Raw genomic sequence first — 13297 nt, forward strand, 5'->3', positions numbered from 1 at the left:
GTGGGTCTGGTCTACTCCGGAACCACCAGGGCGGGAGTGTCCTGCCGCAGGGTCTCGCCGCTGAAGAATCCGGGCCGCAGCCGGGACATGATGACCATGAAGACGGCTCCGAGGACCAGGATGCCGACGCCCAGGACGAAGACGAGCCCGACACCGAACAGTTCCGATCCGCTGCCGAATTCCGGCGCAAGGCTGTCCACCGCCGTCTGCAGGAATACCACCAGCAGGCCGGTACCGCCCAGCAACGGGCATGCCAGCCGGAACACGAAGTTGCGGATGCTGCTGAAAACGCTGTTGCGGAAGTACCAGGCGCAGGCGAATGCCGTGAGGCCGTAGTAGAAGCAGATCATCAGGCCGAGGGCAAGGATTGTGTCATTGAGGACGTTTTCGCTGACCACATGCATCACGGCGTAGAAGCCGGCGGAAAGGAGGCCGGCCGCGACGGTGGCGAAGCCCGGCGTCGCGAACCTGCTAAGGCGGTTGAACGGCGCGGGCAGGGCGCCGTAGTGCGCCATGGCGAGCAGGCTGCGGGACGGAGAGGTGAACGTGGACTGCAGGGAGGCGGCCGAACTGGACAATACGGCCAGGGACATCAGGATGGCGAACGGACCCATGATGGGCGACGCCAGCGCCGTGAAGATATTCGCGTGGTTTTCCTCGTTGTTCAGGCCCAGGCCCTCGGTGCCCACGCCGGCGAACATCATGGTGGCGATGCTGACCAGCAGATAGATGCCGAGGACAACGACGGCGGTGAGGGTTCCGGCGATGCCGGCCGTCTTCTTCCCGTTGGCGGTTTCCTCATTTACGGTCAGGCACACGTCCCAGCCCCAGTACACGAAGATGGACAGCGAAATGCCGGCGGCGACCTGGCCGAACGTCTCGATCCTTGTAACGTCGAACCATTCCCAGCTGAACGGGATCGATGTCGCGGACGAGGACCAGTTGGCGAAAGCCATGGCGACGAACATCCCGAGCACCAGCAACTGGAAGCCCACGAGTCCGTACTGCACCACCTTGGTGGCGTGCAGCCCCCGGTAGCTCACCCAGGCGGCCAGCGCCACGAAGACGAAGCACGTGGCGATGTTGAGGGGCTTGTTTGCCGCAAGGTCCGCCAGCCCCGGTGCGCCAGTGAGTTGGGCCAGGAAGAGATAGAAGAAGTCCACGGCCACCGCTGCAAGATTGGACAGCACAATGATGTTCGCGGCGAGCAGGCCCCACCCGCCCATCCATCCCACCCACGGACCGAACGCCTTGGTGACCCAGGTGAAGGTGGTGCCGCTGTCCGGCGAGTCGGCATTGAGCTCGCGGTAGGCCAGGGATACCAGGATCATCGGGATGAACCCGATGAGGAAGATGACGGGCAGTTGGAGTCCGGCTTCATTGATGGTGGGGCCCAGCGCGCTCGTCAGCGTATACGCCGGGGCGATCGTGGAGATTCCAATGACGACGACGGCTAGAAGGCCGAGTTGCCCGCCTTTGAGTCCTTTCGGACTAATGCCGTGCGGGGCTGCGGCCACGGCGGCTACGTTGCCGCCGGAGTTGGTGCGGATGCTTTGGGTCATGTCGCTCCCTTTCTGGGTATCGGCACAGCTCCATGAAACAGCAGTTTGCTGGCAAGGGGTGCCGTGGGACGCAACCGTCGCGAATGTTGCATGAGACGGCCGTCACTAAATGAAGGACGTTCATTTAGTATCAACCGAGCGGCAGCACGAGGCAAGCTCAAAATGAATAAAGTTCATTTGAGACAGGCCGGTTGGCCGCCGCCACCCGTCCTGCCCTCGGTGATGGAATGGAGGGGCTCTGTCACTTAGCCAGGGAGGACCCCATCACCGCAACCCCAGTCCAGCGCCACCGGTACAGCTACGGTGCTGATCCCAGCCAATGGGGCGAACTCTTCCTGCCCGGGCTGCCCGAGGACAGCGGCCCGCGCCCCGGGGGTGTCGCCGTCGTCATCCACGGCGGCTACTGGCGCTCCCGCTACGGCGCGGAGCTCGGCGAACCGCTCGCACTGGATTTGGCCCGCAGCGGTATCACCGCGTGGAACCTGGAATACCGGCGCGCGGGCAACGGTGGCGGCTGGCCCGCCACGTTCCAGGACATCCTGGCGGGCATCGGCAAGCTCCGGGACCTCGCGGAGAAGCATGTGCTGGACCTGAGCCGGGTGGTGGCGCTGGGCCACTCCGCCGGAGGGCACCTCGCCGTGTGGGCGGCCGGGCAGCAGGCGTCCGGCGGCGTCCGCCTCACCGGGGTGGTCAGCCAGTCCGGCGTGCTCAACCTGGCCCTCGCCGAGGAACTGAACCTCAGCGACGGTGCCGTGGCCAACCTGCTGGGCGGGCCGTCGTCGGCCGTTCCGGAGCGGCACCGCAGCGCCGACCCCATGGCGGCGCTGCCGTTGGACATCCCCGTGGTTGCCGTCCATGCGGAGGACGACGCCGACGTGCCGCCCGCGCTGTCTGCCACCTACGTCGCCGCGAGCGGAGCAGCCGGCGTCCCCGCGCGGCTGGTTACCGTCCCGGGGGACCACTTCGCGCTGATCGACCCTTCGGCGGAGGCTTACCGGACGTGCCGGGAGCTGGTCCGGGAGCTCTTAACCTAAGCCCCGGAAACGGAATTCTGGCAGAGTATGTCCATGCTCACAGTTATCGGCGAAGGCCTTGTTGACGTGGTCCAGCGCGCGTCCGGAATCGAAGCCCACGTGGGCGGCAGCCCGCTCAATGTTGCCGTCGGCCTGGCCCGTCTGGACCACCCCGTGCAGTTCATTGGCCGATACGGCCGGGACGCGTACGGCGATTCCGTTGCCGCGCACCTGCGCTCCAGCTCCGTGATGCTTCCGCTGGGCGCCGATGACCTTCCTACCAGCGTGGCCACTGCCCTGATCGATGACGACGGCGCCGCCACCTACACGTTCGACCTCACCTGGGAGCTTCCCGGCCTTCCCGAGCGGCTCGCCTTCATGCTGCAGGGCACCACCCTGCTGCACACCGGATCCATCGCGACGATGCTGGCGCCGGGCGCCAAAGAGGTGCTTGCCGCCGTCGAATATGCCCATCCGCACGCCACCATAAGCTTTGACCCGAACTGCCGGCCCAGCATCATCACGGATGTGGACTATGCGCGGCGGCAGGCGGAAAAGTTCGTCACCCTGGCGGACGTGGTGAAAGCCTCGGACGAGGACCTGGAGTGGCTGTACCCGGGCCAGGATCCGCTGGAATCTGCCCGCCGCTGGCTGAAGCTGGGTGGCTCGGAAGGGCCGGCCATGGTGGTGGTGACGCGCGGAGCCGCAGGCCCGTGGGGCATCACCGCGGCAGGGGAAGCGCACGCTGCGGCGCCGCGGGTGCAGGTGGCGGACACCGTGGGCGCGGGGGATTCGTTCATGGCGGCGCTGCTGTCCGGGTTGGTGGACCGCGGGCTGGACGGCGCCCAGAACCGTGAGGACCTGCGCGAAATGCCTGCTGAGACTCTCGCCGAACTGCTCGCCCACGCCGCCCGCGCCGCCGCCGTCACCGTCTCCCGGCCTGGCGCCAACCCGCCCACGCGCGAGGAGATGAACGCCGCCCCGGTGGAGTAGCGCCTACCCGCCGTGGGGCCGGAAGGAGCTGCCGCCGTCGTCCGATACGAAAACCCCGGCCGACGTCGCAGCCCAGATGCGCAGGCTGTCGCCGGAACCCGTGGCGGCGACAGCCATGGTGCGCCCCTCCAGCTGTCCCTTGGGTGTCCAGGTGGCGCCGCCGTCGGACGAGATGTGCACGGCGCCGGAGGGCTCCACCCCCACGGCGTCCAGGGGGCCGGCGAACGAGGCGAACTGGACCACTGGTCCGCCCTCCTCCAGCGCCCAGGTCCTGCCGCCGTCCGTGGAACGCTGAACGCCTTCTTCCGTGGTGGCCAGGACGGTGTCGGACTCGGGGTGCCCGGCCAGGGCCGCGGGCGCAAATGCCGCGGCCACCGTGTCCCAGGTGACGCCGTCCCTGCTGGTCCGGAGCGTGCCGTCGAAGGCGACGATCCCGGACTTGGTGGTGGTCAACGTGTGGAAATCTGACTCGCCTTGCCGCGAGACTTCCTCCCAGGTGGCGCCGCCGTCTGTGCTGCGGATCAGCCCCACCGGGTTGGGAAGCGTGGACCCGTGGCCGGGATGGCCGGACGCATAAAAGGTGTCCTGGTCCTTGGCGGCGGTGAACCCCATGAGGTCGATGGTGGGGCCAACCTTCACTGCCGGATCTTTCGTGACATCGAACAGGCCATCGTGTGTGGCCAGCAGGACCTTGCCGTCCGCGCCCACGCCCAGCCCGTGGACGTGCGCACTGGGCAGCGCGGACTGCGCAGCGGACGTTGTTGCGCTCCCGGGCGCGGCCCCGGGAGCGCAGGCGGCGAGGGAGACGGCAAGGACGACGGCGGCTGCCGCGCTACCGGCGGCGCGCAGGCGAAAGCTGGGGTGGGGCATGGGTATCAGCTTATCGGCGCGCGATCCGAGCTGCCCCGCCAGGAAAACTTTACCTTCCGGATGGTAAAGTTTGGAGGTGCGTGAGAACCAGCGGCCCCAGATCCTCGAAGCAGGTTTGCGGGTGGCCGCCCGAAGCCAGGGGGCCGCCATCACTTTGGACGCTGTGGCCTCGGAGGCAGGGGTGACCAAGCCCGGGCTGATGTACCACTTCCCAAACCGGGACGCGCTGATGGCCGCCCTCGTGCAATACGCCGCCTGCCAGCTGGAGCGCAGGATGGCCGCGCTGCTTGGCGGGGGCGATGCGACCGTCAAGCAGCGGTACCGTTCCTACATCCACGCCGCAGCCGAAGGGCAGAACATGCGCGCGGAGTGGGTGCTGTGGTTCCACTCGGCGTACAGGCCCGAGCTGCAGGAAGCCTGGGCCCGGCACCTGGACCCATGGCTGTCGATTCCCGAGGGCACTCCGCCTGGCCTGCGGGCCCGCCTCATGACAGCCCGGCTGGCGGCGGACGGATTATGGGCCGCCCAGGCAAGTGGTGTGGCCGCGCCAGACGAAGCTGACCGCGCGGCCATCCTCGGCCACATCCTCGGCCTGGTCGGGGAAGCGGGTGCGGAGTGAGGCAATGGCTCAGCCTCGGCGGCGCAATCGTCACTGAGGTCAGCGCCACCCTTGCACTGAAGGCAGCCCTGGAAGCGCCTGCCTGGTATGTCCTGGTGGTGGCCGGATACGCCGCGGCCTTCTCCCTGCTGGCTGTCTGCCTGCGCCTTGGCATGACCATCAGCGTGGCGTACGGTGCGTGGGGCGCCGGTGGAGTCGCCGCCACCGCCCTGCTCTCGGCAGGCATTTTCGACGAGCCGCTCACCGGGCTCATGGGGTTCGGCATAGCCCTCATCCTGGCTGGCGTAATCACCGTCGAGGTCTGCTCGCAGAGGGCCCGCAGGGCGGCGGAACGGGAGGGCCCGGCATGACATGGGTCTTTCTCGGCCTTGCCATCCTCACCGAAGTTGCGGCCACTATGTCGCTGCGTGCTTCCGAGGGTTTGAAAAAGAAACTCTGGCTCATTCCCATTCTCTCCGGATACCTCGGGGCCTTCACTTTCCTGAGCCTTGCGCTTGCCGCCGGGATGCCGCTTGGCGTGGGCTACGGCATCTGGGTGGCCTGCGGTGTGGCCCTGACGGCGGTGGCCAGCCGGATCTTGTTCAAGGAGCCCCTGACGCCCGTGATGGCCGGCGGAATCCTGCTCATTTCGGCCGGTGTGCTGGTTGTAGAGGCCGGTGCGGGCCAGGTGCACTAGAAGCACCATCCGGCCGGCGCCCCAAGGTGCACCCCGCAGGGTTTGCCCATAGTCTGGCCGGGTGGACACAACGACAGTGAACTCCGGAGAACAGCTTGACCGGCAGGCCCGCATACTCGAAGCCGCGCTGGACCTGCTGTCCCGCCACGGCATCTCAGGCGTAAGCATGCGCGCCGTGGCCCGCGAGGCCGGGGTGGCGCTGGGACTGGTGAATTACTACTTCGAAGACAAGTCGAGCCTGATCAAGGCCGCCCTGCGGCAGATCGACGAGCGCGACTTCAGGCTGGTCGCCCCCGACCCCGCATCGCCGCCCGATGAGCAGCTGCGAAGGGCGCTCCGGAGCGTTGCGGATCCGCAGTTCCTCACCACGCAGCACCTCTCCCTGCGCCTGCATCTGTGGGCGCTCGCCCAGGCGCATGAGGACTTTGCCCTGATCAACGCTGAGGCGTTCGACCGTTACCTGGCGGGACTGGCGGCCCTGATTGGTCATGCGAAGCCCATGCTGTCCGGCGACGACTGCCGGGAGCGCGCGGCCGACATCGTGGTGGTGCAGAACGGAATGTGGCTCACAGCGCTGCTTGGCGTGGATCAGGCGTCAATCCAGAGGAGCATCGCCCGGACCGAGGAAATCGCCTTCGCCGAATAGCCGGGTGCGCAGGGGAGTGCCGGCAGAAGCCTCACAGCACCGTTTGGCGTAATAAAGAAAAACTTTGAACGCTCGTTCAGTCGAGCTATTGAACACTTGTTCAAGGTGGACTACTGTCCATCGGTATGACCTACGCCACACAGTTCCGGAGCATGACAAAAACCAGCTACGACTACGTCATCGTCGGCGGCGGAAGCGCGGGTTCCGTGCTCGCCAACCGGCTGAGCGACGGCGGCCGGGCCAGCGTCCTGGTCCTCGAGGCCGGGCGGAGCGACTACCCTTGGGACCTCTTCATCCAGATGCCCGCCGCGCTCACGTTCCCCAGCGGCAACCCGCTCTACGACTGGCGCTACGAATCGGACCCCGAGCCCCACATGGGCGGCCGCCGCGTGGCACATGCGCGCGGCAAGGTCCTGGGCGGCTCGAGCTCCATCAACGGCATGATCTTCCAGCGCGGCAACCCCCTCGATTACGAGCGCTGGGGTGCCGATCCCGGCATGGAAACCTGGGACTTCGCGCACTGCCTGCCGTACTTCAACCGGATGGAAAACGCGCTCGCCGCCGACCCGGACGATGAACTCCGCGGGCATGACGGCCCGCTGGTCCTGGAACGCGGCCCGGCCACGAACCCGCTCTTCCAGGCGTTCTTCAAAGCCGCGCAGGAAGCCGGCTACCCGCTGACGGACGACGTCAACGGCTACCGCCAGGAAGGCTTCGCGGCCTTTGACCGCAACGTGCACAAGGGGCAGCGGCTCTCGGCGTCGCGCGCCTACCTGCGGCCCAATTTCGGCCGGAACAACCTGACCGTCCTGACCCGGGCACTGGCCACCAAGATCAACTTCACGGGCAACGTGGCCACCGGCGTCACCTACCGCCGCAACGGCAAGACCCACCAGGTGAACGCGGGGGAGGTGATCCTGGCCGGCGGCGCCATCAACACCCCGCAGCTGCTCCAGCTCTCCGGCGTCGGCGACGCAGCCCACCTGAACTCCCTGGGCATCAACTCCGTGGCCAACCTGCCCGGCGTTGGACAAAACCTGCAGGACCACCTGGAGGTCTACATCCAGCACGCCTGCACCCGGCCGGTGTCCATGCAGCCGGCCCTGGACGTGTGGCGCATGCCCTGGATCGGCATGCAGTGGCTGCTTGGGCGGAAGGGTCCGGCCGCCACCAACCACTTCGAGGGCGGCGGCTTCGTCCGCTCCAACGAGGACGTGGCGTACCCGAACCTGATGTTCCACTTCCTCCCGGTGGCGGTCCGCTACGACGGGCAGAAGGCGGACGCGAAGCACGGCTACCAGGTGCACATCGGCCCTATGTACTCGGATGCCCGCGGCACGCTCAAGATCAAGTCCACCGACCCCACCGTGCACCCGTCCATGGTGTTCAACTACCTGTCCACCGACCAGGACCGCCGTGAATGGGTCGAGGCCATCCACGTGGCCCGCGACATCCTGGGCCAGTCCGCCATGAGCCCCTTCAACGGCGGCGAGCTCTCGCCCGGCCGTGCGGTGCAGACCGACGCCGAGATCCTGGACTGGGTTGCCCGCGATGCCGAGACGGCGCTGCACCCGTCCTGCACCGCCAAGATGGGCCCGGACTCCGACCCGATGGCCGTGGTGAACCCCCTGGACATGACCGTGCACGGCACCCGCGGCCTCCGCGTGGTGGACGCCTCGGCCATGCCCTACGTCACCAACGGCAACATCTACGCCCCCGTGATGATGCTCGCCGAAAAGGCCGCCGACCTGATCGCCGGCAAGGCACCCCTGGCGCCGCAGCACGCGGAGTTCTACCGGCACGGCATCAGCCCGCTGGAGCGCCCTGCCGCAGGCAGCGGAACAGCCGCGGCGGCACGGGCCTGACGATGACTGACGCACAGAAGAAGGAGCAACCGTGACCGCCACGATTGAGCAGGCACACCACGCCGGGCAGGAGCAGGACACTGTGAAAGGCCTGTACATCGACGGCGCCTGGCAGCAGGCGTCCGACGGCGGCACAACAGTTGTGCGCTGTCCCGCGGACGGCAGCGGGGTGGCAGTAGTCGCCAAGTCGACGCCGGAGGACGCGGAGCGGGCCATCGCCAGTGCACGTGCAGCGTTCGACGGCGGGCCCTGGCGGCGGCTCACCGACCTTGAACGCGGGGCGGTCATGCTTCGCGTGGCCGAACTGCTGGAGCGGGACAAGGCCGCCTATGCCCGGGCCGAGGCGCTCGACACCGGCAAGCGCCTTGTCGAAGCCGAATACGACATCGACGACATCGCCGCCTGCTTCCGCTATTACGGAAAGGTTGCCGGCCTCGACGCCGGCCGGGTGATCGACACCGGCCGCCCGAACGCCATCAGCCGTGTGGTGTACGAGCCGCTGGGCGTCTGTGCCCTCATCGCACCCTGGAACTACCCGCTCCTGCAGGCCGCCTGGAAGGTGGCCCCGGCGCTCGTCGCGGGAAACTCGTTCGTGCTCAAGCCCAGCGAGCTCACGCCGTCCACCGCCATCCTGCTCATGGAGACCCTTGCGGAAGCCGGGGTTCCCGCCGGCACCGCAAACCTGGTGACCGGAAGCGGGTCGAAGGTGGGCGGCCCGCTCAGCTCCGACCCGCGCGTCGACCTCGTCTCCCTGACCGGCAGCCTGGCCACCGGCCAGACCATTATGGCCGCCGCCGCGGAGACGGTGAAGCGCGTCGCCTTCGAGCTCGGCGGAAAGAACCCCAACGTCGTCTTCGCGGACGCGGACTGGGACGCCGCCGTCGACAACGCCCTGACCGCCGTCTTCCTGCACTCCGGCCAGGTCTGCTCGGCAGGGGCTCGGCTCGTCGTCGAAGAGTCGATCGCAGAGCGGTTCGTGGCCGAGGTTGTGGAGCGGGCGCAAAAGATCCGGATGGGCGGCCCCTTCGATCCCGACGCCGAGACGGGCCCGCTCATTTCCGCCAAGCACCGGGACCAGGTCCACGCCTATGTCCAGGCCGGCATCGCGGAGGGCGCCGCGCTGTTGTGCGGCGGTTATATCCCGGACGACGGACCGCTCGCGGACGGCTTCTTCTACCCGCCCACGGTGCTCGGCAACTGCCGCTCAGGCATGAGTGTGCTGCGGGAGGAGTCCTTCGGCCCGGTGCTGACGGTCGAGACGTTCCGGTCCGAGGACGAGGCCGTGGCCATCGCCAACGACACGGAGTACGGCCTGGCGGGCGCGGTGTGGACGTCGGATGCGTCCAAGGCGCAGCGTGTTGCGGGTGCCCTGCGGCACGGAACAGTATGGATCAACGACTATCACCCGTACGTCCCGCAGGCGGAATGGGGCGGCTTCGGGAAATCCGGCATCGGCCGGGAGCTCGGCAGCGCGGGCCTCAACGAGTACCGCGAGGCGAAACATATCTGGCAGAACATCCGGCCCGCGCCCAGCGGCTGGTTCGGCGCGGCTCCGGCCCCGGGGGAAACGGGGGAGGGCGCAGCCAACGAGGCAATCTAACCGGGGGAACAGGCCGTGCCGCGCACTGCAGCAGCCGGCCAGCTACACAACCCGCGTCCAATGGCGGCCGCGGGTCATCACCATCGTGCTTTTTAGACTTAGGAGTTCGGATGTTGGCACCCAGCAAGAGTACTGATTCAAGCGGCATGGCCGAGTTCGGCTATGCCCAGACCCTGGACCGGAGCATCGGCAAGTTCGCCAGCTTCGCGGCCGGGGTCAGTTATATCTCCATCCTCACCGGCGTCTTCCAGCTGTTCTACTTCGGCTACGCCATGGCCGGCCCCGCCTATGCCTGGTCGTGGCCGCTGGTCTTCGCCGGGCAGCTGATGGTTGCCTTGTGCTTCGCAGAGCTGGCAGGCCGCTACCCTGTGGCCGGATCGGTGTACAACTGGGCCAAAAGGCTCTCCTCCGGCACCTTCGCCTGGCTCGCGGGGTGGTTGCTGCTGATTTCCTCCATCGTCGCGCTGGGGGCCGTGGCGCTTGCGCTGCAGCTGACCCTGCCGCAGATCTGGTCCGGTTTCCAGATCATCGGGGACGGCACCGGCACCTATGATTACGCGCTCAACGGTGTCCTGCTGGCAAGCATCATGATCGCCGTCTCCACCCTCATCAACGCCTTCGGCGTGAAACTCATGACCAAAATCAACAGTGTGGGCGTGTTCGTGGAGCTCGCTGCCGCCGTGTTGCTCATCCTCGCCCTCGGCTGGCACATGCTTCGCGGGCCCGGCGTCCTCTTTGAAACCACGGGCTTCGGAGAGGACCATCCGCTGGGCTTCTTCGGAGTGTTCATCATCGGCGCCATGGCATCCGGTTACGTGATGTACGGCTTTGATACCGCGAGCTCCCTTGGCGAGGAGACGAAGGATCCCAAGCGCACGGCACCCAGGGCAATCCTGCGGGCCGTCACCGCGTCCTTCGTGCTGGGCGGGCTGATCCTGCTCACCGGCCTCCTCGCGGCTCCCGACCTGTCCGACCCCAAGCTTGGCTCGGCCGACGGCGGCCTGCAGTACATCGTGCTCTCCGTGCTGGGCGGCCCCTTCGGCAAGGCATTCCTTGTCTGCATCGTAGTGGCCATCATGGTTTGCACGCTGGCCGTGCATGCCGCCGCCATCCGGATGATGTTCGCCATGGCACGGGACAACAACCTGCCGTTCAGCCGGCAGCTGGGCAAGGTCCATCCGGTCCGAAAGACTCCCACCGTTGCCGCCATCGTGATCGGCATCATCGCCATCACCCCCCTGATCGTCAACGTTTCCCAGCCCGCGATCTTCACCATTCTCTCGAGCATCAGCATCGTGCTGATCTACCTCTCCTACCTGCTGGTCACCGTCCCCCTGCTCCGCAACCGCCTGGCAGGGAAGTGGCCGCTGCGCGACGGCGCTGAGGCCGGTTTCAGCATGGGCAAGTGGGGCCTGCCCGTGAATATCCTCGCCGTCGCGTGGGGCGGGGCCATGACACTGAACCTCATCTGGCCGCGCCCGGAGATCTACAACTCAGTGCCGCCGTTTGAGTGGTACCTGCAGTGGGGCGGCGTCCTGTTTGTCACCGCTGTTACCGTGGCCGGCGTCCTGATGTACCGCCTGAAGCTTCGGCACCGGACGGGCGTCCTCGACGGGCATGCCGCCGCAGCCGCCACACCGTTCACCGCGGACGTGGCCAATGAGTACCGCGACCCGCTGGCAGAACATGGTGCTGCGTCAGGGGTACGCGCCGGCTCATAGGATCCGGTTTCGGCGGCACCCAGGCACGGGCATCCCTCGCAAATCCCAACGGCGAAGGGATGCCCGTCCGTCTGCGTTCAGCTGCCGTTCAGTTGGAGGGTGCTGCTGCCGTCCTTGCCGGTCCGGAGCCTGCCGTCGAAGCGCGCGTTCGGGACCAATGGCACTGCCCCGGGAACCGGAAACCACCGACGATGTAAGTGCCATGAACGCCTGCACATCGCCGGTCGTCCTCCAGCGCCGGGACTTCCTGGGACTCTCCATCGCAGCCGCCTCCGCCGCGCTCCTTGCAGGGTGCACGCCCTCCGGCCGGTCCGGCGGCCAGCGCATCCTCGCCGACGACGCAGCGGCCCGCGCCGCGGAGGACGCGCGCCCGTCCAGCGGCCGGACGGTCAAGGGCACGCTCACCGCCGCCCCATTCACTGCGGACCTGGGCGCGGCAGTATTGGGCGGCGGGAAGCTGTCCACCTGGGGCTACGACGGCGCCATAAACGGCCCGCTGCTGCGCGGCTCTGTGGGCGACAGCCTGGAAGTGACCCTGCGCAACCGCCTGCCCGAACCCACCAGCGTCCACTGGCACGGCCTGGCCCTGGCCAACAGCCAGGACGGCGTGGAGAAGCTCACCCAGGAGGCCACGGCCGCGGGCTCCAGCTTTAACTATGGCTTCCGCCTCGCCCACCCGGGAACCTACTGGTACCACTCCCACATGGAACTCCAGCGCGAACGCGCCCTCTACGGCGCCCTCATCGTGGACGATCCGGACGAGGCCAAGGACTACGACCACGAGTGGGTCATCCTCCTGGACGATTGGCTGGACGGCGTCACAGGCACCCCCGAAGAGGCCCTCGCCGAGCTCAGCCAGGGCATGGGCTCCATGATGCAGGGCGGGCACATGGCCATTGGCCCGGCGAGCCCGTTCCTCGGCGGCGACGCCGGAGATCTGCGGTATCCGCTCCACCTGTTCAACGGCCGGGCCCCTGCGGATCCGGACATCCTTGCCGCAAAGCCCGGGGACCGGGTCCGCCTGCGGATCATCAACGCCGCCGGAGACACCGCCTACCGGGTAGGCGCCCCGGGCGTCCGGCTGACGGTGACCCACACCGATGGCTTCCCCGTGGAGCCCAAGGAAGCGGACGCCGTCGTGCTCGGCATGGGCGAGCGGATCGACGCCCTCCTGACCGTCCCCGCCGGCTGGACCCCGCTGATGGCCCTCCCCGAGGGCAAGACCGGCCTGGCGCTGGGGCGCATCCGCGCCGGAACCGGCCAGGAGCCGGTTTCCGCCGCCCTGCCCTCCCGGATCAACGGGGAAGTGTTCGACGGCGGCCGCCTCACCTCCGCGCCGTCCGTCCGCCTGCCGCGCAAACCCGTGACCGTGCGCCACGCCGTGCGCCTGACCGGTTCGATGATGGGCTACAACTGGGGGATCAACGGCCGCCGCTTCGCTCTGGACTCCCCCTACGACGGTGCGCTCGCCGTCCGGGAGGGGGACCGCGTGCAGCTGGACTTCATCAACCCAAGCATGATGTGGCACCCCATGCACCTGCACGGGCACACCTTCCAGATCGGGGAGTCGGGCGCCCGGAAGGACACCGTGATCGTGCGGCCCGGGAGTGCGGTGTCCGTGCTGTTCGACGCCGACAACCCCGGCCAGTGGCTGTACCACTGCCACAACGCCTACCACGCGGCCAGCGGGATGATGGGAGTCCTCAGCTACGTCCGCTGACGCCCCGTAGAC

At 67.8% G+C, this 13297-nt stretch carries 12 protein-coding genes; 10 read left to right on the plus strand and 2 right to left on the minus strand.

Going from position 1 to position 13297, the window contains the following annotated elements; all coding sequences use genetic code 11:
- Positions 1–11 precede the first annotated feature (11 nt).
- Positions 12–1562 carry an APC family permease gene (locus ACIQCN_RS06950; protein ID WP_400610107.1) on the minus strand — a complete coding sequence of 517 codons (1551 nt, stop codon included), beginning with the start codon at positions 1560–1562 and terminating at the stop codon, positions 12–14.
- Between the two features lie 227 nt (positions 1563–1789).
- On the opposite strand from ACIQCN_RS06950, the gene ACIQCN_RS06955 reads away from it, so the two are divergent.
- Both ACIQCN_RS06955 and ACIQCN_RS06960 read left to right on the plus strand, forming a co-directional pair.
- Entirely contained in the window at positions 1790–2596 is an 807-nt protein-coding gene (locus ACIQCN_RS06955; RefSeq protein ID WP_400610108.1) for an alpha/beta hydrolase, read from the plus strand.
- 33 nt (positions 2597–2629) lie between these two features.
- Entirely contained in the window at positions 2630–3568 is a 939-nt protein-coding gene (locus ACIQCN_RS06960) for a carbohydrate kinase (RefSeq protein ID WP_400607826.1), read from the plus strand.
- Positions 3569–3571: 3 nt separating this feature from the next.
- Here the strand turns inward: ACIQCN_RS06960 and ACIQCN_RS06965 are convergent, their stop codons facing one another.
- Positions 3572–4438 (minus strand): F510_1955 family glycosylhydrolase, encoded by an 867-nt coding sequence (locus ACIQCN_RS06965; protein ID WP_400607824.1) that lies wholly within the window; start codon positions 4436–4438, stop codon positions 3572–3574.
- A gap of 76 nt (positions 4439–4514) precedes the next feature.
- On the opposite strand from ACIQCN_RS06965, the gene ACIQCN_RS06970 reads away from it, so the two are divergent.
- The 8 genes from ACIQCN_RS06970 to ACIQCN_RS07005 all read left to right on the plus strand — a co-directional run bounded on the left by ACIQCN_RS06970 (position 4515) and on the right by ACIQCN_RS07005 (position 13285).
- Positions 4515–5057 carry a TetR/AcrR family transcriptional regulator gene (locus ACIQCN_RS06970; protein ID WP_400610110.1) on the plus strand — a complete coding sequence of 181 codons (543 nt, stop codon included), beginning with the start codon at positions 4515–4517 and terminating at the stop codon, positions 5055–5057.
- Positions 5054–5407, plus strand: coding sequence for a DMT family transporter (locus ACIQCN_RS06975; protein WP_400610111.1), 354 nt, complete (start codon positions 5054–5056; stop codon positions 5405–5407). The genes ACIQCN_RS06970 and ACIQCN_RS06975 overlap by 4 nt, the downstream gene beginning before the upstream one ends.
- Complete coding sequence (locus tag ACIQCN_RS06980; RefSeq protein WP_400607818.1) at positions 5404–5733, plus strand: DMT family transporter; 330 nt, start codon at positions 5404–5406, stop codon at positions 5731–5733. The genes ACIQCN_RS06975 and ACIQCN_RS06980 overlap by 4 nt, the downstream gene beginning before the upstream one ends.
- 61 nt (positions 5734–5794) lie before the next feature.
- Positions 5795–6379: a TetR/AcrR family transcriptional regulator gene (locus tag ACIQCN_RS06985; protein ID WP_400607815.1), complete on the plus strand. Its 585-nt coding sequence runs from the start codon at positions 5795–5797 to the stop codon at positions 6377–6379.
- 152 nt (positions 6380–6531) lie between these two features.
- A complete protein-coding gene (gene betA, locus ACIQCN_RS06990) occupies positions 6532–8244 on the plus strand; it encodes a choline dehydrogenase (RefSeq protein WP_400610113.1) in 1713 nt (570 codons plus the stop codon).
- A gap of 31 nt (positions 8245–8275) precedes the next feature.
- The gene (locus ACIQCN_RS06995) at positions 8276–9844 is read left to right on the plus strand and encodes an aldehyde dehydrogenase family protein (protein ID WP_400610115.1); all 1569 of its coding nucleotides are present in this window, start codon (positions 8276–8278) and stop codon (positions 9842–9844) included.
- A 110-nt stretch (positions 9845–9954) separates the two neighbouring features.
- The gene (locus ACIQCN_RS07000; protein ID WP_400607809.1) at positions 9955–11565 is read left to right on the plus strand and encodes an APC family permease; all 1611 of its coding nucleotides are present in this window, start codon (positions 9955–9957) and stop codon (positions 11563–11565) included.
- A 157-nt stretch (positions 11566–11722) separates the two neighbouring features.
- Positions 11723–13285 carry a multicopper oxidase family protein gene (locus ACIQCN_RS07005; RefSeq protein ID WP_400610117.1) on the plus strand — a complete coding sequence of 521 codons (1563 nt, stop codon included), beginning with the start codon at positions 11723–11725 and terminating at the stop codon, positions 13283–13285.
- The last annotated feature ends 12 nt before the right edge of the window (positions 13286–13297 follow it).

Source organism: Pseudarthrobacter sp. NPDC092424 (assembly GCF_044754925.1).
Lineage (GTDB): Bacteria > Actinomycetota > Actinomycetes > Actinomycetales > Micrococcaceae > Arthrobacter.